This is a genomic window from Streptomyces sp. LMG1-1-1.1 (genome assembly GCF_040815545.1).
Classification (GTDB): domain Bacteria; phylum Actinomycetota; class Actinomycetes; order Streptomycetales; family Streptomycetaceae; genus Streptomyces.
Window position 1 is genome coordinate 74,724 of record NZ_JBFPNH010000030.1, and the last position, 22,311, is coordinate 97,034.

General features: G+C 73.3%; 14 protein-coding genes. 5 read left to right on the forward strand and 9 right to left on the reverse strand.

Translation table 11 applies throughout. The features are described from left to right. Positions 1-34 precede the first annotated feature (34 nt). The 5 genes from MRBLMG1_RS17710 to MRBLMG1_RS17730 form a co-directional block, all read right to left on the reverse strand. A complete protein-coding gene (locus MRBLMG1_RS17710; RefSeq protein WP_367824999.1) occupies positions 35-2,089 on the reverse strand; it encodes a phosphocholine-specific phospholipase C in 2,055 nt (684 codons plus the stop codon). Positions 2,090-2,350: 261 nt separating this feature from the next. Further along, a complete protein-coding gene (locus tag MRBLMG1_RS17715; protein WP_367825000.1) occupies positions 2,351-4,174 on the reverse strand; it encodes an aKG-HExxH-type peptide beta-hydroxylase in 1,824 nt (607 codons plus the stop codon). A gap of 21 nt (positions 4,175-4,195) precedes the next feature. Then, complete coding sequence (locus tag MRBLMG1_RS17720) at positions 4,196-4,384, reverse strand: hypothetical protein (RefSeq protein WP_367825001.1); 189 nt, start codon at positions 4,382-4,384, stop codon at positions 4,196-4,198. A gap of 100 nt (positions 4,385-4,484) precedes the next feature. Next, on the reverse strand, positions 4,485-5,573 hold the full coding sequence (locus tag MRBLMG1_RS17725) for an effector-associated domain 2-containing protein (protein WP_367825003.1): 1,089 nt from the start codon (positions 5,571-5,573) through the stop codon (positions 4,485-4,487). Further along, positions 5,570-6,796 carry a hypothetical protein gene (locus MRBLMG1_RS17730; protein ID WP_367825004.1) on the reverse strand — a complete coding sequence of 409 codons (1,227 nt, stop codon included), beginning with the start codon at positions 6,794-6,796 and terminating at the stop codon, positions 5,570-5,572. Before MRBLMG1_RS17730 ends, MRBLMG1_RS17725 begins: the two co-directional genes overlap by 4 nt. A gap of 124 nt (positions 6,797-6,920) precedes the next feature. Here MRBLMG1_RS17730 and MRBLMG1_RS17735 point away from each other — a divergent pair, with 124 nt between their 5' ends. Next, positions 6,921-8,264 (forward strand): cation:proton antiporter, encoded by a 1,344-nt coding sequence (locus tag MRBLMG1_RS17735; RefSeq protein ID WP_367825005.1) that lies wholly within the window; start codon positions 6,921-6,923, stop codon positions 8,262-8,264. A gap of 86 nt (positions 8,265-8,350) precedes the next feature. Here the strand turns inward: MRBLMG1_RS17735 and fxsT are convergent, their stop codons facing one another. From fxsT to MRBLMG1_RS17755, 4 genes are all read right to left on the reverse strand, one after another. Further along, entirely contained in the window at positions 8,351-12,799 is a 4,449-nt protein-coding gene (fxsT, locus tag MRBLMG1_RS17740) for an FxSxx-COOH system tetratricopeptide repeat protein (RefSeq protein WP_367825006.1), read from the reverse strand. Continuing rightward, positions 12,799-13,893: an AAA family ATPase gene (locus MRBLMG1_RS17745; protein ID WP_367825007.1), complete on the reverse strand. Its 1,095-nt coding sequence runs from the start codon at positions 13,891-13,893 to the stop codon at positions 12,799-12,801. The genes fxsT and MRBLMG1_RS17745 overlap by 1 nt, the downstream gene beginning before the upstream one ends. Then, positions 13,890-15,347: an effector-associated domain 2-containing protein gene (locus MRBLMG1_RS17750; protein WP_367825023.1), complete on the reverse strand. Its 1,458-nt coding sequence runs from the start codon at positions 15,345-15,347 to the stop codon at positions 13,890-13,892. The genes MRBLMG1_RS17745 and MRBLMG1_RS17750 overlap by 4 nt, the downstream gene beginning before the upstream one ends. A 223-nt stretch (positions 15,348-15,570) precedes the next feature. Continuing rightward, positions 15,571-15,987, reverse strand: a complete 417-nt coding sequence (locus tag MRBLMG1_RS17755) for an organic hydroperoxide resistance protein (RefSeq protein WP_367825009.1) — start codon at positions 15,985-15,987, stop codon at positions 15,571-15,573. Positions 15,988-16,122: 135 nt separating this feature from the next. Here MRBLMG1_RS17755 and MRBLMG1_RS17760 point away from each other — a divergent pair, with 135 nt between their 5' ends. The 4 genes from MRBLMG1_RS17760 to MRBLMG1_RS17775 all read left to right on the forward strand — a co-directional run bounded on the left by MRBLMG1_RS17760 (position 16,123) and on the right by MRBLMG1_RS17775 (position 22,242). After that, on the forward strand, positions 16,123-16,605 hold the full coding sequence (locus tag MRBLMG1_RS17760) for a MarR family winged helix-turn-helix transcriptional regulator (protein WP_367825010.1): 483 nt from the start codon (positions 16,123-16,125) through the stop codon (positions 16,603-16,605). 95 nt (positions 16,606-16,700) lie between these two features. Then, positions 16,701-17,147: a GNAT family N-acetyltransferase gene (locus tag MRBLMG1_RS17765; protein ID WP_367825011.1), complete on the forward strand. Its 447-nt coding sequence runs from the start codon at positions 16,701-16,703 to the stop codon at positions 17,145-17,147. Next, positions 17,144-18,406, forward strand: a complete 1,263-nt coding sequence (locus tag MRBLMG1_RS17770; protein WP_367825013.1) for an MFS transporter — start codon at positions 17,144-17,146, stop codon at positions 18,404-18,406. Before MRBLMG1_RS17765 ends, MRBLMG1_RS17770 begins: the two co-directional genes overlap by 4 nt. Positions 18,407-18,558: 152 nt before the next feature. Beyond that, entirely contained in the window at positions 18,559-22,242 is a 3,684-nt protein-coding gene (locus MRBLMG1_RS17775; protein ID WP_367825014.1) for a S8 family serine peptidase, read from the forward strand. Positions 22,243-22,311: the final 69 nt, after the last annotated feature.

The window sequence follows — 22,311 nt, forward strand, 5'->3', positions numbered from 1 at the left end:
CGCACTCGTCCGCCCCGGTGGTGTGTCCGGTGCGTCAGTACGTGAGGATGCCCGGGTCCGTCACGCCCGCCGTGCCCGTTTCGACGTGGCCCGCCAGGCGGCGGAGGTAGTCGGTGGAGGCCGGGGAGGTGACGGTGACGTCGTACCAGCGGCCGGAGGAGGCGAGGGGCACGGTGTGGGTGACCGTGGCGCCCTTGGCGACGGTCAGCGTGACGGGGGTGCCGCCGTAGGCGCCGGTCACGGTCACCTGGGTGGTGGCGCCCGCGTTGGTGAAGGTGAGGGTGAGGTCGCCGGTGGTGCCGTCGTGGCGGGCGGCGACCTCGGGGACGGCGGTCTTGCCGGGGGAGCGGAAGCGGCGGAGGAAGCCGTTGGGGCCGTGGACGGTGAGGTCGGTGACGCCCTTGGAGTACTTGGTGTTCCAGGTGTCGGCGATCGACTTCCCGGCCTCCGTCGTGTACGTCCAGGGGGCGTCGGTGCGGTTCGCCGAGGTCACGTAGAACTGGGCGCCCGCGGCCGGGCCGCCGCTGAAGGCGAGGCGGAAGGTGCCGGCGGTGACGTCCGCGGTGCCGTCGACGTACGGGGCGTACTTCAGCGGCCGGGTGGGCTTGGCGCCCGGTTCCTGGCGGGGCATCGTGCCGACGGCCGGGGCGGTGGCCAGGAAGTCGGGGTGGCGGTTGCGGTCCGGCGGGTAGTAGCCGGCGGTCGGCGGGAGCGCGGCGGGCTGGGTCTGGGTGCGGGTGAAGTCGAAGGCGGTGGTCAGGTCGCCGCAGACGGCCCGTCGCCAGGGCGAGATCTGGGGCTCGCGCACCCCGAAGCGGCTCTCCATGAAGCGGATCACCGAGGTGTGGTCGAAGGTCTCGGAGCAGGTGTAGCCGCCGGTCGACCAGGGCGAGACGACGATCATCGGGACGCGGGGGCCGAGGCCGTACGGGCCGGCCGCGTACCCCGTCTTGCCGGGGAAGTAGTCGAGGCCGGTCGGGACGGTGGAGAGGCCCTGGGCGGCGGAGCCGGGGACGTACGGCGGGACGACGTGGTCGAAGAAGCCGTCGTTCTCGTCGTAGGTGATGAACAGGGCCGTACGGGCCCACACGTCCGGGTTCGAGGTCAGCGCGTCCAGGACCTGCGCGATGTACCAGGCGCCGTAGTTGGAGGGCCAGTTGGCGTGCTCCGAGAAGGCCTCGGGGGCGGCGATCCAGGAGACCTTCGGCAGCCGGCCGGCCTGGACGTCGGCGCGCAGGACGTCGAAGAAGCCCTCGCCGTTCTTGGCGTTCGTGCCGGTGCGGGCCTTGTCGTACAGCGGGTTGCCGGGCTGGGCGTTCCGGTAGTTGTTGAAGTACAGGAGGGAGTTGTCGCCGTAGTTGCCGCGGTAGGCGTCGTTGATCCAGCCCCAGGAGCCGGCGGCGTTCAGGCCGTCGCCGATGTCCTGGTAGACCTTCCAGGAGACCCCGGCCGCCTCCAGGCGCTCGGGGTAGGTGGTCCAGCCGTAGCCCGCCTCGGCGTTGTTGAGGACGGGGCCGCCGCCCGTGCCGTCGTTGCCGGTGTGACCGCTCCACAGGTAGTAGCGGTTGGGGTCGGTCGAGCCGATGAACGAGCAGTGGTACGCGTCGCAGATCGTGAAGGCGTCGGCGAGCGCGTAGTGGAAGGGGATGTCCTCACGGGTGAGGTACGCCATCGTGGCCTTGGTCTTGGCCGGGATCCAGTTGTCGTACTTGCCCTTGTTGAAGGCGCTCTGGCCGCCGGCCCAGTCGTGGTTGAGGCCCTGGAGGAACTCCATGCCGAGGTGGTCGCTCGTCGGCCGGAACGGCAGGGTCACCTTGTTGCCGTCCGACTGGTTCCAGACCGGCTTCCCGCTGGGCAGCGTGACGGGACGCGGGTCGCCGAAGCCCCGTACGCCCTTCATTGCACCGAAATAGTGGTCGAAGGAACGGTTCTCCTGCATCAGGACGACGATGTGCTCGACGTCCTGGATCGTGCCGGTGGAACCCTGCGCGGGTATGGAAGCGGCGCGCGCGATGCTCTCCGAGAGCATCGTGAACGCGGCGGCCCCGCCGGTCAGCTGCAGGAACCGGCGACGGTTGAGGTCGGCCATGGGGGGTTTCTCCTCCGGTGTGAGTACGGACGGTGCGGGTGCGGGCGCGGGTGCTGTGCGCCGACCGGGGGGACCGGCCGACGGGCGCCCCAAGGAGAGCGCCCGTGGACCACCTCCCGGCGGCCGTCCCATGACTGCCCGTCGTACGGTGGGCGAACCCCCCGTGCCCGAACGTGAAAACTCACAACCGAACGGTCCCGGCGGCCCGTTGACCCCCAAGGGGCTACGCGAACCAACAGAAACCGGCAGCGGGGCGCCGACTCACCCCGGTGGTCCGGCCGCCCTCCCCGCGGCGAGCCACCCGGCGACCCGCCGCGGGTCGACCGGCGTGCCCATGGCCCGGAGCTCGCGATGGACCGCCCGCAGCAGCTCCGGGCGCCTGAGCAGCGGGCGCGCGGCGGGATCACCCGACGCGAGGGCGAGGACCAGACCGGTCCACGCCTCGGGGCACTCGGGATCGTCCGCGAGAAGACCGGCGTACGCGCCCGGCGCCGCGGGATCCCCGGTGACGAGCGCGCGGTCCGCGGGGGACGGGGCGGGCCGTCCGCAGTCCGGCGCGGCGGCGAGGACCTGCCGGAGCAGCCGGGTCCGGGCATGGGGCCAGCGGGAGGCGAGATCGGGCACCACGGCGGAATCGGCGACCCGGCAGTCGGCCGCCGCCCCCGTGACGAAGGCCCTGGCCAGCGCGCGCACGTCGTCCGGGGCCGGAACCAGGTGCCGGATCCGCCAGCCGGTGCGGTGATCGGTGGCGGCGAACGCCGCCATGGCGTCGATGCCCGGCCGGACCCTGCCGTCGGCCGCCCACGCGGGCAGCCGGGCGGCCATGCCCCTCAGGAAGCGGCGCCCGTGGGCGGTCAGCGCCGGATCCGCGCCGAGCGTGTCGACGGCCTCCCGCGTCTGCCGGCGGCTGAGGGCGAACTCGAACTCGGCCGTCGCCCGCCCGGCTCGCGGCGCCCGGTCCAGATGGCGGCACCAGAAGTCGGTGATGCCGAGGAAGGCGTACGCGCCCTGCAGCAGCCCGCTCAGCGGGCGGGGGTCGTCCCGCCAGGGCGCGTGATGCCGCTCGACCCCGCCGTCCCGCTCCAGCGTCAGCAGGTGGAGCAGCGCACCCAGCTTGGTGTGCTGGAACTCGTGGACCAGGGTGACCGCCAGAGTGACCGGATCAGGCGGCAGCGAGGTCAGCAGACCGCCGAAGGCATCGCCGGAGGACGCGCTGAGGACCACCCCGCTCGACGACGGCGCGACCACCGTCAGGCTCCGTAACCCCTCCGCGAGCGCCGCCGCCGACTCCGGGTCGCTGTCCTCGAGGACCTCCAGCGCCAGGGCGAACCGCTCCTGCCAGCGGGCGGTCTCACCCGCGTCGAGGCGCTGCGGTGCCAGCGGCTCGCTCAGGTCCCGGTACGGGTCGATGTCGTCCAGCCACACGTCCCTGCGCCGCCCCGCCGCGTGCGCGTGCAACCGGCGCAGGCCCTGCCACCCGGGGGCGTCGCCGTCGGACGGCGCGGGCGGTTCGGGCGGTCCCACGCGCGCCCCGTGCGGGCCGATCCGCAACCGGCCCGCCTCCACGACGACCTCCGTCGTCGCCCAGTGCGGATGCCCCGGCAGGTGGGCGAGGCCGAGGGTGGGGAACATCGCGGTGCCGTCCCGCAGCGGCACGGTGGTGCGCAGCGGAAGCCCGGCGCGCAGCGCCGCGACGGCGCACACCGCGTGCAGATGGCCGAGATCGGTCCAGAGCGGCCCGTCGCCCCAGGCCGTGTGCCGCATCCGCCGCAGCCCGTGCCCGAGCCACACGCCGACCTGCGGATGCAGCAGCAACTCCCGGAAGTCGTCCGGGGCGTGCTCCTGGGCGGCCGTCAGGATGTCCCAGGCGCTGTCCACGGCCGGCAGCGGGCCGAGCGCACCCGGCGTGACCTCGACCGCGTCGAGCAGGGCGCGCAGCAGCAGAAGCCGTCTGCTGTACTCACCGGTCCGCAGGAAGCGGACCGTGTCGGGACCGCCCCGCCCCGCGGCCAGGGCGTCGAAGTGCGCCGAGGGAATGAGATGGTGCACGGTACGGGCGGGTTCGTGACGTCCGTCGGTCTGCACGGATCTCCTCCCGGGAATCCGTCAGTCGGCCCGCCCGGGCGGGCCGTCGCCGCTGCCGCTGGAGAAGTTGACCCGGGGACGCTCGACCTGACGCAGCAGCCGCTCCAGCGAGCGGGCGTGCAGCCCCGGGTCCTGCGACCGGAGTTCGGACAGCGGGACATCGTTGAGATCGACGAGCTCGGATCCCATGTGATCGTCGGACGTGTACATACGACATCCCCCTAGCACTGCCCTGAACCCCGTTGGCCTTCATGATGACGCAGGCAGGAGGGTTCGGGAAGGGCGTGATCAGCCGGTCGCTCCCGTCCGTTCACCCGGTCAGCCAGCGATCTGCCCAGTTCTTCAGATCGCGCTGCTCCAGGGAGCCCGGTTCGAGCAGCGCGACCGCCTCGACGAGGGCCGCGAGACCTCCGGGATGGCGACGGCAGGTGCGCACGATGCTGATGATGTCGGGCCGGGGCGCCCCCATCCGGGGGATGGAGCCGGCCAGGTCGGCGGGCAGCATCCCGAGCACCAGCTGGCGCTGGTCGCGGTCCGCCAGGCTGGGCCAGCCCGCGAGCAGACCGATGAGCTCGTTGAGTGCCGCGTCCGGCACCGGCTCCTCCAGGCGGCGGGTGGACGGGAACACGAGCCGGCGCTCGTCGCCCGCCCAGGACCGGTACCAGAGCGAGGTCGGCCGCTGCTCATGCCCGGTGAACCCGCCGACCACGGTGTCCGCGATCCCGCTCATGTCGGGCGGCCACGCGCCGCCGCCCGCCGCGGCCAGCGCGTCGAGCACCGCCCGGGAGAACGCCCCGGTCTGCCCCACGGGGTCGTTCACCGCCCGCTGACCCGGCCCGGAGGCCAGCAGGACGAACTGCTCCCGTCCGGGCAGCCGGTCGCCGCCCGAGGGGACCTCGGCGGGCAGGGTGCGGGCGAAGCCGAGGTCCTCGACGAAGGTCTGGCAGGAGTCCACCAGCCAGATCTGGCGCTGGAAACCGGGCAGCAGATCGGTCGTGCACGCGGTCAGCCAGGCGTCCAGGTCCAGGTTCCTGCGCTCGTCCGCCGAGGCGTCGGCGTAGAAGAGCCGGCGGTGCCCCTGCGGGTCGGTGACCCCGTGACCGCCCCAGAACACCCAGAGGAGGTCGCCTTCGAGGGCCGGCAGCCGCCGCGTCAGCACCTCCTGGACGGCCTCCCGCCCGGCGGGACCCTCGGCGACGTCGACCCGCGGTCCGCCCGCGCCGGGCAGCGGGGCGAGCAGCAGGGAGATGTGCGACGCGGGCACCCCGCATCCGCGCAGCCAGGCGGTGAAGCGGCGGGCGTCCGCGGCGGGTCCCGGCAGGTCCCAGGACGGGCCGGCGTCGTACCGCTCGGCACCGACGACGACGGCGTACGTGCGCTCGGGGCGCGCGGGGGTCACGGCAGCTCTCCCGCGAGGAGGCGGTACAGCTCCGGATTGCTCCAGTAGGCGCTGTGGGACAGCGGGAAGGGCTGCCGGCCGTCCAGGGCGACGTCGTCGACCCGCCCCGGGAAGACCCCGGCGCCGACATAGCCGAGCAGGTCCCGCCGGTCGTACACGTTCAGCCAGCGCGGCACGTGCGCCGGCAGCGGACTGCCGTGCTCCAGGCTGGGCAGCGCCCCCAGCTCGTACAGGAACGGCGCCTGCGAGCCGACGGTGACCAGGAGCGCGACCTCCGGCAGTTCCCGCTGCACCAGCAGGTCGAGCGAGGCGATGCCCCCGAGGCTGTGCGCGAGCAGCACGACCGGCGGCTCGGCGGCCCGCACCGCCGCCAGGACGGCCTCGCGGATCGCCTCGCCCCGGGACAGGTAGAGCAGCACGTCCCCGGCCGCCGGATGGGCCGCGTCGGTGAGCGCCGAACGCCGCTTCACCACCTGGGCCGACGCCATGCCGAGCGCCAGCCGCCCGGCCAGCCGCCCGACCTTCCTGGCCACCGGCCCCCGGTGCGTCCCCGTCCCCTCCCCGGCGGCCGGATCCCCGGGGAGCAGCGCCGTGATCCGGGCGACCGCCTCGTCCCGCGCGGTGCCGTCGAAGGCCGACGTCGATCCGTTCCGGTCCACCCGGCGGCGTACCGCCTCGGCGACGAACGCCCTGGCCAGCTCGGTCGTCGCGGCGCTCGCGTCGGGGGCGCGCAGGAACAGGCGGCCGTCGGGCGAGGTGAGGACGGCGGCCACGGCGGCGGCGAACTCCTCCCCGATCCCCGCGGCGTCCAGGAGCCGCCGCAGGTCGCCGTCCCCGGCCAGGGACAGCGCCGCCGACCGGAGCGCCTCGCCCGGCGGGAGGGCGCCCGGAGCCAGTTCCGCGCGCCCGGTGGACTCCGATGCGACCAGACGCAGTTCGAGGAGCGGGTCCACATAGAGGAGCCCCCAGAGCTCGACGTCCTCGTCGAGCTCCCCGGCCTCCGCGCCCGGGGCGCCCGCCTCGGCGACCCCGCGCCCCGTCCCGTACCCCGGCACGGAGACGCCGTTCGAACGGAGCGCCGCTCCGGCGCTTCCGCCCCAGTAGCAGGGCGCCACGGCGACGTCGGGCCGTAGCGGCCGCAATCCCTCCCTTACCCGCTCCAGGGAGGCCGTGTACGCCGGCTCGCGCACCCCCGTGCCGTGTACGAACAACACCGTCGTCACTGCTTGCCCCCCGTTCGTGACGCTACGCCAAATGGCTTTCACGATAGGGCACTTGCGGCCACAGCGGATACAATCCGTAGGGGCTGTGCCTCACTGTGCGGCACCTGCCGGAAGGGGAATGCCGGTGAGCTCGGAGTCCGTCGTCAGCCACGTCGTCGCGGCCCTCGCCGTGGTGATCGCGGCCTCGTACGCCCTGGGAGCGCTGGCCCGAAGACTCGGTCAACCCACCGTCGTCGGACAGCTCTTCGCGGGCATCGCGCTCGGCCCGAGCCTCCTCGGCCTGGTCCCCGGGCAGGTGTACGAGACGCTCTTCCCGGCGCAGATCCAGCCCATCCTGACCTCGCTGGCCCAAGTGGCGCTGGTGCTCTTCCTCTTCGTCGTCGGATACGAACTCGACCTGGGGATGCTGCGCGGCCAGCGCGCCGTGACCGCCGTCTCCCTGAGCGGCTTCGTCCTCCCCATGGCGATGGGCGCCGGGATCGTCCTGCTCCTCCCCGGAGCATTCGCCTCGGTCAACGGCGGGCACCCGATCGACACCACCTTCGTCCTCTACATGGCGATCGCCCTGTCCATCACGGCGGTTCCCGTGCTGGCCAGCATCATCAGGGACCAGGGCCTCGCCGGGACCAGGCCGGGCACCGTCGCCATGGCCTCCGCGGGGGTCATCGACGCCCTGAGCTGGCCCGTCCTGGCCGTCGTCCTGGTGGGCGGCGAGCACGGCTCGGTACGCGACTGGGTCCTCAAGGCCGGCCTGCTCGTCCTGTACGTCCTGGTGATGCTCTTCGGCGTACGGCCCGCGCTGGAGTGGTGGATGCGCCGACCGGGCCCCCAGGCCTCCGCCCGCCTCCCCGTCGCCGTCACCGTGGCACTGGCCTCGGCCTGGGCCACGAACGCGCTCGGGCTCCACGTGATCTTCGGCGCGCTGCTCGCCGGCGTCATCATGCCCCGCCTCCCCGACGGCTCCCCGGACGGCCGGCTCCTGCGCCCGCTCCAGGACATCGGCGGCCTGCTGCTTCCGGTGTTCTTCGCGGTCTCCGGGCTGGCGGTCAAGCTCGGCGGGCTGCGGTCGTCCGACCTCGTGCTGCTCGTGGTGATATGCGCCGCGGCGGTGGTGAGCAAGGTCGCCGCCGGCTCGCTCTCGGCCCGCGGCACCCGCCTTCCCTGGCGCGAGTCGCTGCTGATCGGCGTCCTGCTCAACACCCGAGGGCTCACCGAGCTCATCGTGCTCAACGTCGGCCTGCAGGCCGGCGTGATCGGCCCCCGGCTCTACGCGCTCCTCGTCGTGATGGCACTCGTGACCACGGCCGGTACCGGCCCGCTGATCGGACTCCTGCGCCGCCCCGCCGACGGCCCGCCCGCCGTCCCCGTCGACCTCGTCATCGGCACCGGCGAAACCCTCGAACCCCGCCCGGGACCCGACGCCGGACGCATGCCCACCGCCGACGCGGGCCCCGCCCCCCGGGCGTAACGGCCGCCGTACGACAGAGCCGGCCGGGTCCCAGGACCCGGCCGGCTCTCGTGCGTCTCCGTCCCGGCGGCGGGCCGGTCGCCTCCCTAGAAGGGCACGGGGGCGATGTCGACGTCCGCCCGCCGGCCGCTGGCGGAGGCCACGGTCGCCGGGTGGCCCTCACCGAGCTTCCGGCGGAAGCGCGCCAGGGTCTCGGTGTGCAGCGCCGTGGCCTCGGTGTCGCGGTTCATGGCGCGCAGGTCGAGGACGAGGTTGGTGGCGCAGGCCAGCGTGGTCGGGTGGTCCTCGCCGACGACCCGGGTCAGGGTCTCCAGGGTCTGCCGGTCCAGCTCCAGGGCCTCCGAGTGACGCCCCGCGTCGGCGTGGTGACTGGCCGATCCGATGGCCGTCGTCAGGGTGAGGATGTGCTCGTCGCCCAGCGAGTCGCGCAGACCCGGCAGCGCCGACGCGAGCTGCTCCCCGGCGGCGTCCTGGTCGCCCAGGTGGCGCAGGGTGATCGCCAGGTTGGTGCGGGCCGACAGGGTGTACGGGTGGGAGGCCCCGAGCTTCGCCGTGTAGCGCTCGACGGTCGCCTCGCCGAGCTCCCTGGAGCGCCTCAGCTGCCCGTCCTGCCGGAACTCGACGACCAGGTTGGCCGCGCAGGCGACGGCGTCCGGGTGGTCGGGGCCGTAGCGGTTCACGAACTTCGTCCACGCCGTCTCGCCGAGGGTCAGCGCCCCCTCGTGGTTGCCCGCGCGGCGGCGGCACACCGCGAGGACGCGGGCGCAGCCGAGGCTGACCGGGGTGTCCTCGCCGAAGACGGCGACGTAGCGCTCGTAGACCGCCTCCAGGTGGGCGGCGGCCTCCAGGTAGTCGCCGTCCTCACGGATGTCGATGGCCTGGCCGGTGCGGGTGTTCAGGGTGTCGAGGTGGTCCTCGCCCAGGTTGAGGGCGCGCAGCCGGGCCGTCTCCGTGTCGAGCGCGCGCGCCTCCCGGTACAGGCCCATCAGGCGCAGGCCGACGCCGAGGCTGTGGGCCGCGCGGAGGGTGGCCGGGTCGTCCTCGCCGAAGGTGCGCAGGGAGCGCTCGTACACCGACCGGTTGATCTCCAGGCCCCGGGCCATCTCGGCCCGCAGCCGCAGACCGCTGCACAGCTGGATGAGGGCGTCGAGGGTGCCCTCGTCCTCCTCGCCCGCCGTGCGGATGTAGATGTCGGCGGTGCGCTCCATCATCGCGGCGGCTTCCCGGTACTCGCCGAGCACGCGCAGGAGGAAGGCCAGCCACTTCGCCATCTCCAGCGTCTGCTGGTCCTCGGCGCCGAACTTCTCGGTCCAGATGTCCAGTGCCTCGCGGGCCATCGCCGCCGAGCTCTTGTGGTCGCCCCACACGTAGAGGAACTCCACCATGCCGCGGACCAGACCGCGCACCCAGGGCGACTCGCACTCCACGGCCCGGGACACCACCACGTGCGGCAGCAGCGCCTGGTAGCGGGGCCACAGCTCGCGCGAGCCGGGGCTGTTGGGGTTGGCGTCGGCGAGGAGCAGGTGCGCGCCGTGCCGCATGTCCGCCTGCTGCTGCGGGGACATGCGGTTGACCAGCACGGCCTGGACCAGGCGGTGCAGCTGGATGGTGTCGTGCCGGTGCTCGATGCGGGCCAGGGCGTAGACGTTGATCTCGCGGATCGCCCGGCCGAGCTTGATCGGATGGCGAAGGGCGTCGTCGAGCTCGGGGGCGATCGTGGTGCTCCGCGAGTTGTTGAACAGCGAGCGGGAGATCGGTTCGGGCGCGAAGAACGAGCAGACCTGGAGGAGTTGGAGGGCCGCGGGGTTGCGCTGTTCGAGCTGGCGCAGCGAGACGTCCCAGGCGGCGGCCACCGACATGGGGTAGTCCGGCGACGGGACGAGTTCGAGCATCAGCTCGGCGATCTTCTCGTTGATCAGCCGCAGGTACTCGGGCACGGCCATGCCGGTGACCGCCTGCCAGGCCGCCGCCTGCTCGATGGCGAGCGGCAGGTCGCCCAGGGCCTCGGCGAGCTTGTCGGCGTCGGTGTCGCTCAGGTCGCGGGCGCGCCGCCGGAGCAGCGCCTTGCTCTCCTCGCGGGTGAAGACGTCGACGGACAGCGTCCTGGCCACCCGGTCCCATTCCTGGTTCCGGGAGGTGATGAGGATCTTCCCCGTGCCGCCGGTCGGGAAGTAGGGGCGCACGGCCTCCACGTTCTCGGCGTTGTCGAACACCAGGAGCCACCGGGTGAACGGGTCGCCCCTGCGCAGCGCCTCACGGACGGCGGGGACGGCCCGGTTGGCCTCGTTGCTCACGTTCAGGCCCATCCGCTGGGCGAGTTCGGTGAGCGCGGTGAGGATCATCGTCGGCTGCTCGGAGGGGATCCACCAGACGACGTCGTAGTCGGCGGCGAACCGGTAGACGTACTCGATGGCGATCTGGGACTTTCCGACACCGCCCATGCCGTGCAGCGTGTGCGGCAGCACCGCCGAGGTGTCGCCGGTCAGCAACTGCTCGCGCACCTGCGCGAGGACGTCCTCGCGGCCGACGAAGTTGGGGTTGTTCGGCGGGATGTTGCCCCAGATGGCCGGGACGGCGGAGCGGGGCCGGTCCGGCTGCGGTGCGACCGGTCCGGGGATCGGCGTGCCCGTCGCCGGGGTCGCCGTTCCCGGCAGTCCGTCGGGACTCGGTGCGGGAATCGACGGGACCGCGGTGCCGTTCACGGCCCCTCCGTCCTCGCGCTGGTGCTGACTGGCAGTGGTGTCGGTCATGGAAGAGCCGCCCGTGTCGGAATTTTCATGGGTACTGCGGATATCGTGGACTAGTGCCGGTCTGTTCTGTATGTCCGACGCTCCCGACGAACTCCCTTCCAGGGCCGCGCTGATCCGGTGGGCCCGGAGCAGGTAGGGCCCGGACAGGGCGCGGAGGACGGCCAGCTCGACGCGGACGAACGGCAGGCTCTCCGCGGTCAGCGGCGGGTCGGGCACCTGTTCCGGGGCGAGCAGGGCTCCGTGCAGCCCGCGGGCCGCCTCGAACCGGTCGCCGTAGAAGTCGGACACCGAGCGCACGACGCGCGCGGTGTCCGCCCGCATCGCACTGGACAGCAGCGCCTCGCGCGCCCCGTCGACGAAGTCCAGCGGGGCCTCGGGTACGGAACCCGCCGGTTCGTCGGGCGGGCACTCCTCGACCAGGCCGCTGAGGAACAGCTCGGCCACATGGACCGGTTGGGCCTCGGGCACGAGCGTGCGCCGCACGTCCCGCACCAGGCGCGGTTCGAGGATCGCGGCGGCCAGATGGGTGGCCAGGCGGAAGGCGGTGGGGGTGGCGTGGCTGCGGAAGCGGCGGATGCGCTCCTGCACCGACGGCGCGGGAACGGCGTCCGGCGGCTCGGCGCCGTCCGCCTCGGACCGGTCGGGCGCGCCGAGCAGCAGGACGGAGGCGTCGACCCAGCCGGGCGCCTCACCGGCCACGAGCGCGGCCCACCGGCCCAGCCAGTCGGCCTCCAGCTCCAGGACCGGCACGGCCACCCTCCACGTGTCGGGCGGCGGGTCGAACGGGTCCCGCGCCTCCGGCGGGAAGGCCACGGACAGCGCGGCGTTGGACGCGCCCGCGCGCGGACTGCGCAACCGCACCCGCCAGGGCGTGAGTCCGGTGCGGTGCCAGTCCCGCTGGTTCAGCAGGTGCACCACCGCGGTCGGCCCGGCGGTCGACCACCGTTCGAGGGCCTTCAGGGCGACCCCGCTCTTCCAGGACGGTCCCAGGGCGTCGGTGAGGACGAGGACGATCCGGCGGCCGGTCCGGTCCACCAGCTCGGCGGGCACCGCGGCGCCGCCGTGGCCGGTGGCGGGGCCGCGCAGCACGGCCTCCTCACCGTCCGGGGTGTCGCGCACACCGAGCCGGCGGACCCGCACGTCCCGGAACGCCCCCAACTGCTCGACCAGACTGGTGAACTCGGCGATCGTCTGCTCCCAGATCGCCATGGTCGCGTGGTCGTCCACCACGAGCACGAGGTCGAAGCGGCGCTCGCCCGCGGGCCGGGTGTAGGGCATCCACAGGCCGTCCTCGGCGGCGTGTTCGGCCGTGGCCTCCTCGTCCAGCTCGATGTCGTACGCCGAGGGCGACAGCTGCTTCAGCGGCCGCAGCCGCCGGGCGATGCCCGGTGCGTCGTGCAGGTCCGGCAGCGCTTCGGCCTTGACGTTCCCTTCGTGGAGCTCCTGCGCGGACCCGAGGACGGTCCCCTGGGGCAGCGTCCGGAACGGCGCCCGGAGCCCGAGGGCCCGCGGGTGCGACCGCCGGGTGCCCTCCGGGGGCGGCGGCGGGGGGTGGTCGGCCTGGGAGGTCGGTGTTCCGTCGGGTGCCGTGTCCGGCACGGTGCCGGTCGGCGGGAGCAGTTCCATGAGGTCGGGCAGCGCGGAGAGGCCGGGCGGTGTCGCCGGCCGGGGCCGCGGCGGATCGGTGGACGGGGGCAGCCGGGCCGCGAGCGTCTGGTACGCGTGCAGCCACAGCGCCTCCGCCACCTCGAAGGCCTCGGGATACGAAGGGGAGTCGTCGTCCATCAGGGCGATCCCGAGAGCTCACGCCAGAGCGCGTCCAGCAGTTCGCTCCATGCCTCCTCGTCCTCCCGGACCCCCGCCGTCCGCAGGAAGACCGCGTTGAGGAGCTGGTCCGTGGCCAGCCCGCCGTTCTCCCTGCTGCGCTCCATGAACCGCCGGATCATGGCGTCGTGCCGTCCGCCCTGGTCCCGGAAGTGGGCGGCGATCATGGCGGCGAGCTGGTCCTCGCGGGGCGGGGAGACGTCCAGCCGGACGCAGCGGCGGAGGAAGGCCGGCGGGAACTGGCGCTCGCCGTTGCTGGTGATGACCACGAACGGGAAGGCCCGGCACCGGATGCGTCCGTCGGTCACGGTGACCCGCTGGTCCGGGTCGTCGGTGAACACCTCCGCCTGCCCCTCCTGGTGGCGGGCGCGGACCAGTTCGGGGATGTCGTACGCGCCGTTCTCCAGGACGTGCAGCAGGTCGCTCGGCAGGTCGATGTCGCTCTTGTCGAGCTCGTCGATGAGGAGGACGCGGGGCAGTTCGTACGGGAGCAGGGCGGTGCCCAGCGGGCCGAGCCGTACGAAGTCCCCGATCTTCGCCTGGCCTCCGGCGTCGTCGGGGTCCCCGTCCGCCGGGGGGAGGGCGGTGCGGCCGCGGCCGAGGGACGCCTGGGCGCGGCCGATGGCGTCGTACTCGTACAGACCGGAGCGCAGGGTGCTGCGGGAGGTGATGCCCCAGTGCAGGACGCGGCCGAGGCCCAGTTCCCGCGCGACGAGGTAGGCCAGGGTGGACTTGCCGATCCCCGGCCGGCCCGTGACGAGGAGGGGCCTGCGGAGCAGCAGGGCGGTGTTGATCATGTCGATGTCGTGCGGGTCCTGCCGGGGCGTGGCGCGGCCCACGGCGCCGAGCCGGCGATCGGTCTCGGCGCTCTCGGCCGGGACGGGCGGGAGTACCGGGCCGCCGTCGAAGTCCCGCCAGCCGGGCGGCGGCGGCAGGATGTCGCCGAGCCGGATGTCGGTCAGCGGCTGTCCGGTGCCGCGGTAGATCCACCAGCTGCGGCTGCTGACGTGCCCTCCGTTCCGGTTGCTCTCGACCGGATGTTGGACACCGCTCATGTTTCCCCCTCGTCGTCGTGTCCGCCGCGTACGTGTGCGGTGTCGTTCCCGGGCGATCCGGACCAGTCGACGATGCGGTTGGGGTCGTCGAAGAGGACGGCCAGATGGCGTCCCACGTGGACGTCCCGTTGGGCGGCCGCGGCGGTGGCCGCCTCGTTCCGCAGGCGCTGCACGCGCTGCGGCATCTCGATCGCCTTGCCCTTCATCAGCTTCTTGGCCCTGCGGCGGAAGTCGCCGGAGGGCCCCGGGCGGCGGTCCCATACGGCCATCGGCACTCCCGCGCGCAGGGCTGTCTCCAGTGAGGCCAGACTGCCGTCGGGGCCGGGCAGCGGGGGAGCGTTGAGGGCGACCGACACGAGTCGTTCGTCGGCGGTGAGTCTGCTGTTCCACTGGACGGGGTCGTGGCCGCGCCGACCCGCCGTGTCCCAGTGGCAGACGGTCTCGGAGGTGTCCAGCATCAGCTGCCAGCGGTTGTGCCACCGCCGGTGGAAGTGGGGTGCCCGCATGCGCTCCAGGCTGCGCAGCACGACCGGATAGCTCAGGCACAGGGCGGCGGCGAAGGCGGAGTCGGACGCCAGGGGCAGCCACTCCATGGGGCGGTTGAGCAGGTGCATGGGGAGGATGAACTCGAGGACCGGTTTGCCGGGGCGGCCGGCCCAGTCCTTCTCCGCCTGGAAGACGAGCCGTTCCACGGTGGCCTCGACCTCGTCCAAGGACACGACCTGGTCCTCTCCGCGCTGTGGCCGCCAGGGACCCGGACGTATCTGGCGCCAGTGGGAGAGCAGATACCGGTTCGGGTCCATTCCGTGTCTGTCCAACTGGACAACGAGACAGGCGGGAGCTGGTTGTGCCGCCGTGTCGTCGGAGGTGTCCGTGCGGACGGATTCGAGCTGGGGCGCGAGGCCGAGCTTGACCGCCTGGGCGTCGTTCCACTCGCGCAGACCGGTGGCGACCGGCCGGTGGACGTCGGATCCGTCGAGGGCCGCGGCCACGTGTTCGACCAGCACCATCAGGGGGAGCAGGCCGTCGGGGCGGGCGTTGACCCGGCTGAGGAGGTCGAAGGCCTCGCCGAGGGTCGAGACGGGGTGCCGCGGGAGGGGGAGGTCGCCGGCGGCCGCGTACAGCACCTCGTGCGCGTCGAGGTGCGGGACGCGGGCGAGCAGTGTGCGGGCCTCGCGTAACTCCGCTTCGGGGAGGACGGCGAGGACGGGCGGGGTGGTGACGAGCTGCCGGATCCTCTGCACGGGTGGGGAGCCGGGAGCGTAGACGGTCAGGGTGTCGAGGAGCTCGGGCAGTCCGCGTGGCTGCCGCAGGCACGCCTGGACGATCTCCAGCATGTCCGAACGCGTCCGGCCGTGCTGCCGGATGTTGGCCAGCTCGGGTAACCGGCTCGCGAGCATGCTGATCAGCAGGCCGCGCTCGTTCGGAGCGTCGAGGCCCGTCACCGCACACATCTGGTCCACCAGCTCATGCTCGAATCCCGGTGCATGAGCGCCATGGCTGCCATGGAACAAAAGCCCCCCCGTCACGGCTCCGATGTTCCCAACTCCTGATCGGACATGGGTAGTCCGGGCGCCGCCGCCCACGGTCCAGGGTATGCCGGGGGCCTGACGCGTCGCCACCCTGCGAGCCGGGTTCCTTGGTCATGTCGCGGCGGCGACGCGGGGGCCGGCCGGATTACTCGACGACGAGCTCGACCTCGATGTTGCCGCGGGTGGCCTTCGAGTACGGGCAGAAGGCGTGGGTCTTCTTCAGGAGGGCGAGGCCGGCCTCGCCCTGGAGGTGGTCGGGGAACTCGGCGCGCATCACGACCGCCAGGCCGAAGCCGCCGTCGGCGGGGTCCTTGCCGATGGAGACCTCGGCGGTGACGGAGGCCTCGGAGATGTCGATCCTCTCCTGGCGGGCGACGACGCCCATGGCGCTCGCGAAGCAGGCCGCGTACCCGGCGGCGAAGAGCTGCTCGGGGTTGGTGCCCTGACCGTTGCCGCCGAGGGCCTGCGGGTGGGCGAGGGGGAGGTCGATGTGGCCGTCGGAGCTGACGGCGCGGCCCTCGCGGCCGTTGGCGGTGGCGACGGCGGTGTAGATCGCGTCCATGGTTCTTCCGTCCTGTCCTGGGGGCGTGGCCCCGGTCCTGGGGGGTGGAGCTGGGGTGGTGCCCTCTATTGATAGCGCACTATTAAGTTGTGCACAACTTAATCGCGTGTGAGGGGTCTCGCGTATCCTGGAGGCATGGAGACGCTCGACACGGTCCCGGACGAGGACTTCCTCCGGCTCGACCACCAGATCTGCTTCTCGCTGCACGCGGCGACCCGCGCCTTCAACGGCGTCTACCGCGAGGCCCTCAAGGAGCTCGGGCTCACCTACCCCCAGTACCTCGTCATGCTCGTGCTCTGGGAGCACCGCGAGCTGCCCGTCAAGGGCATCGGCGAGCGGCTGCGGCTCGACTCCGGCACCCTGTCGCCGCTGCTCAAGCGCCTGGAGGCGGCCGGATACGTCGAGCGGCGCCGCAGCCCCCAGGACGAGCGGTCCGTCACCGTGCGCCTCACCGGCGACGGGGTCGCCCTGCGCGAGAAGGCCCTCGGCGTACCGCGGCGGATCGCCGCCGCCACCGGCCTGGACATCGCCGAGATCCGCGACCTGCGCGAGCGCCTCGACGCCCTGGCCGTCCGGCTCGACGCCGTCGACCCGGACGCCCTGGGCGCCTGCGGCTGAGCCCTGCCGGGCGGGCGGCCGGTGCTGCCCACAAGACGGCGGGGCTTCACCCAATTGTAAGGATCATCATCCAGCTGCGGTCCTATACTCGCCCCATGTCCGACATCACCATCCGGCGCGCCACCGCCGACGACTCCAAGCGGCTCACCCGGCTCGTCCGGGGCTCGCGCGCCTACCGCGGGGACTACGCCGCCATGGTCGACGGGTACCAGGTGGGCGGCGCGTACATCGAGCACCACCCCGTCTTCGTCGCCACCGACGGAACCGGCCTCGTCCTCGGGTTCTACGCGCTGCTCGTCGACGAGGCGGAGCTCGACCTCGCGTTCGTCGCGGACGCGGCCCAGGGGCTCGGGATCGGACGGCTGCTGATGGAGCACATGGCCGGGCAGGCGCGGGCCGCCGGGCTCGACGCCGTGCGGGTCGTGGCCCATCCGCCCGCCGAGGAGTTCTACCTGCGCACCGGGGCCGTCCGCACCGGAGCCGTGCCGCCCGCAGGACACATCCACTGGGAGCGTCCCGAGCTGCGGTACGACGTCGCGTGACCACCGCGGAGGAACAGAAGGAACAGCAGGAACGCCGCAGGGTCTTCGCCGATCTCACCCCGCTGCGGACCTCCGCCCACTACCGCCGCCTCTGGTGCGGCAGTACCGTCTCCTGGGTCGGGCAGGGCATGACGGCGCTCGCCGTCTCCCTCCAGGTGTACGACATCACCCGCTCGCCGTTCTCCGTCGGGCTCGTCGGCCTCTTCTCGCTCGTCCCGCTCGTCGTGTTCGGCCTCTACGGCGGGGCCATCGCCGACACCGTCGACCGCCGCAAGCTCGGCCTCGCCAGCGCCTGCGGATCGGCCGCCCTCTCGATCGCGCTCGCCGGAGCCGCCTTCGCGGGCTTCCACCGGGTGTGGTTCCTGTACGGGATCGTCGCCCTCCAGGCCGTGTGCGCCGCGCTCAACTCGCCCGCCCGCACCTCGATGATCCCCCGGCTCCTGCCCCCCGAGCAGCTGCGCGCCGCCAACGCGCTCAACTCGATGGTCATGACCTTCGGCACCCTCGTCGGCCCCAGCCTCGGCGGCCTGATCGTCGGACTCGCCGGCTACCAGACCGCGTACCTCGTCGACGCCGTCGCCTTCTCCGCGAGCCTGTACGCGATGTGGCGACTGCCGTCGATGCTGCCGGACCGCACCGGGAGCAAGCGGGCCTCGGTCCTCGACGGGCTGCGGTTCCTGGCCACCCGCCCCAACCTGCGCATGACGTTCTTCTCGGACTTCTGCGCGATGATCCTCGCCCACCCCCGCGCCCTGTTCCCCGCCGTCGCCGTCCTCTGGTACGGCGGCGACGCGAAGACCACCGGGCTCCTGGTCGCCGCACCCGCCTTCGGGGCACTCCTCGGCGGAGTCCTCTCCGGCTGGCAGAGCCGCATCCGCCACCACGGCCAGGCGATCCTGATCGCGGTGGCCTGCTGGGGCACCGCCATCGCCGTCTTCGGGCTGACCCGGAACCTCTGGCTCGGGGTGCTCCTGCTCGCCCTCGCCGGCTGCGCCGACACCGTCTCGATGATCTTCCGGAACACGATGATGCAGGTCGCGGCGCCGGACGAGATGCGCGGCCGGCTCCAGGGCGTCTTCATCGTGGTGGTCGCGGGCGGGCCCCGGCTCGGGGACTTCCTCGCCGGCTCCGTCGCCGACCTGACCTCCCCGGCGGTGGCCCTCACGGGCGGCGGAATCGCCTGCGTCCTCGCCATCGGCCTGCTCGCGCTGTACGGGCGCGGATTCCGCCGCTATGACGCCCTCGATCCGACTCCGTGACCAATCTCCCCGAACGCCCCTTACCCTCCTGGCGGTTGGCCGCCACGGCACATAACCGCCAGGAGTAGCCGGGGTCAACTCCCGCCCCACCGGCCAAGACTCCTCGCGGCACCCGGAACACCCCCGACCCCGGGTCCGCGAGGAGTACGACGATGACCACGCCCATCGCCAGAGGGAGGGCCGGGCTGCTCGCCGCGGGCGTCTCCCTCGTGATGCTCTCGGCCGGGCAGACCGCCGCCGCCGGGAACACCCCCTCAGCCGTGCCGGACACCTTCAAGGCGTCCGCGACGAGCAGCACCGTCACCCTGGTGACCGGAGACCGCGTCACCCTCACCGACCTCGGCGGCGGGCAGCGGACCGTCACCGTCGACCGGGCGAAGGGCGCCACCGGAGCCGTCCGCAGCCGGATCTCCGACGGCCGGGTCACGGTCGTCCCCGACGAGGCCCGCCCCTACCTGGCCTCCGGCGCGCTCGACCCGCGCCTCTTCGACGTCACCGGCCTCGTCGAGCAGGGCATCACCGGCGAACTGCCCCTCATCGTCACGTACGGCGCCGGGAAGGCCCGGAGCGCCGCCACCGCCGCCCCGCGCGGCGCCGAGACCGTCCGCGCCCTCCCGAGCATCGGCGGCGCCGCCGTCACCGCCACCGACCCCACCGCCTTCTGGCGCGGCTTCACCGCCCCCGCCGCCGCACGGGCCGCGGCCGCCCCCGCCAAGGTCTGGCTCGACGGCCGGGTCAAGGCCGCGATGGCCGAGTCCAACGCCCAGATCGGCACCCCGAAGGCCTGGGAGGCCGGGCTCACCGGCAAGGGCGTCAAGGTCGCCGTCCTCGACACCGGCGCCGACCTCGCGCACCCCGACCTCGTGGGCCGGATCGCCGAGACCAGGTCCTTCATCGAGGGCCAGGAGGTCGCCGACCGCGGCGGCCACGGCACCCACGTCGCCTCCACCATCGGCGGCAGCGGTGCCGGCTCCGACGGCAAGGAGAAGGGCGTCGCCCCCGGCGCCACCCTCGCGGTCGGCAAGGTCCTCAGCGACCAGGGCTTCGGCACCGAGTCGCAGATCATCGCCGGCATGGAATGGGCCGCCAAGGACGTCGACGCGAAGATCGTGTCGATGAGCCTCGGCTCCAGCGAACCCAGCGACGGCACCGACCCGATGGCCCAGGCGGTGAACACCCTCTCCGCCGAGACCGGCGCCCTCTTCGTCATCGCCGCCGGCAACTCCGGCGCCCCCGGCTCCATCGGCTCGCCCGGCGCAGCCGACGCCGCGCTCACCGTCGGCGCCGTCGACTCCGACGACCGCGCCGCCTACTTCACCAGCCAGGGCCCCCGCCACGGCGACCAGGCCCTCAAGCCCGACGTGTCGGCGCCCGGCGTGGACATCCTCGCCGCCCGCTCCCAGCTCGTCCCCGGCAGCGGCCTCTACACCTCCATGAGCGGTACGTCGATGGCGACCCCGCACGTCGCCGGCGTCGCCGCGCTGCTCGCCGAGAAGCACCCCGACTGGACCGGCGCCCGCCTCAAGGACGCGCTCATGTCCTCGTCGCAGACGCTCGACGCCGGCGCGTACGAACTCGGCGCCGGACGCGTCGACGTGGCCGCCGCCGTCACCGCGAACGTCACCGCCACCGGCTCCGCCGACCTCGGCTTCGTCTCCTGGCCCTACGCCGAGAACAAGCCGGTCGCCAAGACCGTCACGTACGCCAACTCCTCAGGCCAGCCGGTTGAGTTGAACCTCACCGTCGACGGCATGCCCCCCGGGGTCGCGACCCTCGCCGACACCTCCCTCACCGTCCCCGCCCACGGCTCCGCGAGCACCACCGTCACCGGCGACGGCACCGCCGCCCCCGTCGGCCGGTCCTCCGGCCGCGTCACCGCCACCGCCGGCGGCACCCCCGTCGCCCACACCGCGCTCGGCCTCACCAAGGAGGAGGAGCGCTACACGCTCACCGTCCACGTCAAGGACCGCGACGGCGCCCCCACCACCGCCCACCTGGGCCTGAAGGCGCTCGACGCGGACCAGGACCCCTTCCCGGCGGCCGTCGGCGAGTCCGGCACCGTACAGCTGCGGCTCAAGCCCGGCACGTACACCGTCGACAGCTTCCTCGACGTGCGCGGCTCCCACGGCGCGGACTCCCTCGGCCTCGGCTTCCTCGCCGCCCCCGAGGTCGTCCTCGACCGCGACCGCGCGATCACCCTCGACGGCCGGCAGCTGCGCGAGATCCGCGCCGAGGTCGAGAAGCGGACCGAGACCCGCCAGCTCCTGATGGAGTACGACCGCAAGGCCTACGGCAGCTCGTACACCGACGTCGTCCAGGTCCCGATGACCTACGACTCGCTGTTCGCCGCCCCCACCGCCCCCGTCGCGAACGGCACCTTCGAATACCGGACCGTCTGGCGCCTCGGCAAGCCGATGGTGGAGGCGAGCGTCGACGGCGTCCGCCTCTCCGGAGCCACCGCACAGGCCGGCGCGACCCTCCTCGAAGGCCGCCAACGCCTCGGCCTCGTCGACGCCGGGACCGGAACCCCCGCCGAGTACGCGGGCAAGGACGCCACCGGCAAGGCCGTCCTCGTCCGGCTCACCGACGGCGCCGACCCGAAGCAGCTCGCCCAGACCGCCCAGGACGCCGGCGCCAAGGCCCTGTTCGTCACCGACGACCGGCCGGGCCGCCTGATGCAGTGGTTCGGCACCGCCGACTACGAGGACCGGCCCCTCGCCGTCGCCACCGTCGACGCGGCCGACGCGAAGCGGCTCGCCGCCGGCGCCGCCCGCGGCCTGCGCCTCGACCTCACCGGCACCCGCTTCACCCCGTACACCTACGACCTCTCCGAGGGCCACCCCGGCGCCATCGGCAAGGACCTCGTCTTCCGCCCCCGCGAGGACGAACTCGCCACCCTCCACTCCACGTTCCGCATGCCGACCAAACGCCCCGAACTCGGCGGCGAGTTCCGCTACTCGCTCACCGACACCTTCCGGATCGGCTTCGGCTTCAAGGAGTGGATCGCCTTCCCCACCGAGCGCACCGAGTACGTGTCCACCGGCACCGGCCAGCGCTGGCACGAGTCCGTCGACCTCGGCGACTCCCTGGAGGAGCGCGGCGGCACCCCGTCCTACCGGGGCGGCAGCCGCGTGGACCTCGACTGGTTCGGGCCCGTCTGGCACCCCTGGCTCGGCACCGGACTCGGCTGGGGCCAGCAGCGCACCGGCAACGACCTCCGCTTCAACACCCCCGGCTGGGGCGACTCCGGCACCGACCACACCGGCTTCGGCAACGTCTGGGGCGACGACTCCATGACCCAGTACACCGAGGTGTACGTCAACGGCGTCCGCGTCGACCGCAAGAAGAGCTCCGGCGCCTACGCCTGGGACGCCCCGGCCGAGGAAGCCGCCTACAAGGTCGTCACCGACACCACCCTCGACCCGGCCCGCTGGCGCCTCGGCACCAAGGGCCACAGCGAGTGGACCTTCCGCTCCGCCGAGACCCCCGGTGACCGCGTCACCTACCTGCCCCTGCTCAACCTCGCCTTCGACGTGGACACCGACCTCCACGGCGACCTCCGCGCCGGCAGCCGCATCCCCATCGGCATCTCCGCCTCCTACGTGCGGGGCGCGGCCGCCACCGGCACCCTCACCACCGCCACCCTCGACGTCTCCTACGACGAGGGCACGACCTGGACGAAGATCCCCCTCAAGAAGTCCTCCCGCGCAGCTGGCTGGACCGGCGAACTCCACATCCCCTCCACCGCCCCCTCCGTCTCCCTCCGCGCCGGCGCCGCCGACGACCGCGGCGGCTCCGTCACCCAGGAACTGATCCGCGCGATCGGCGTGAAGTAGCCCCATGACAACGGGCCGGGCACCTTCCCTGCGGGGAGGGGGCCCGGCCTTGCGCGGTTCGTGGGCGCC

Coding starts and splice junctions, on each gene's coding strand:
- MRBLMG1_RS17710 (WP_367824999.1), bottom strand. CDS start 2,089: ATGGCCGACCTCAACCGTCGCCGGTTCCTGCAGCTGACCGGCGGGGCC.
- MRBLMG1_RS17720 (WP_367825001.1), bottom strand. CDS start 4,384: ATGTACACGTCCGACGATCACATGGGATCCGAGCTCGTCGATCTCAAC.
- fxsT (WP_367825006.1), bottom strand. CDS start 12,799: ATGGACGACGACTCCCCTTCGTATCCCGAGGCCTTCGAGGTGGCGGAG.
- MRBLMG1_RS17745 (WP_367825007.1), bottom strand. CDS start 13,893: ATGAGCGGTGTCCAACATCCGGTCGAGAGCAACCGGAACGGAGGGCAC.
- MRBLMG1_RS17750 (WP_367825023.1), bottom strand. CDS start 15,347: ATGTGTGCGGTGACGGGCCTCGACGCTCCGAACGAGCGCGGCCTGCTG.
- MRBLMG1_RS17755 (WP_367825009.1), bottom strand. CDS start 15,987: ATGGACGCGATCTACACCGCCGTCGCCACCGCCAACGGCCGCGAGGGC.
- MRBLMG1_RS17760 (WP_367825010.1), top strand. CDS start 16,123: ATGGAGACGCTCGACACGGTCCCGGACGAGGACTTCCTCCGGCTCGAC.
- MRBLMG1_RS17765 (WP_367825011.1), top strand. CDS start 16,701: ATGTCCGACATCACCATCCGGCGCGCCACCGCCGACGACTCCAAGCGG.
- MRBLMG1_RS17775 (WP_367825014.1), top strand. CDS start 18,559: ATGACCACGCCCATCGCCAGAGGGAGGGCCGGGCTGCTCGCCGCGGGC.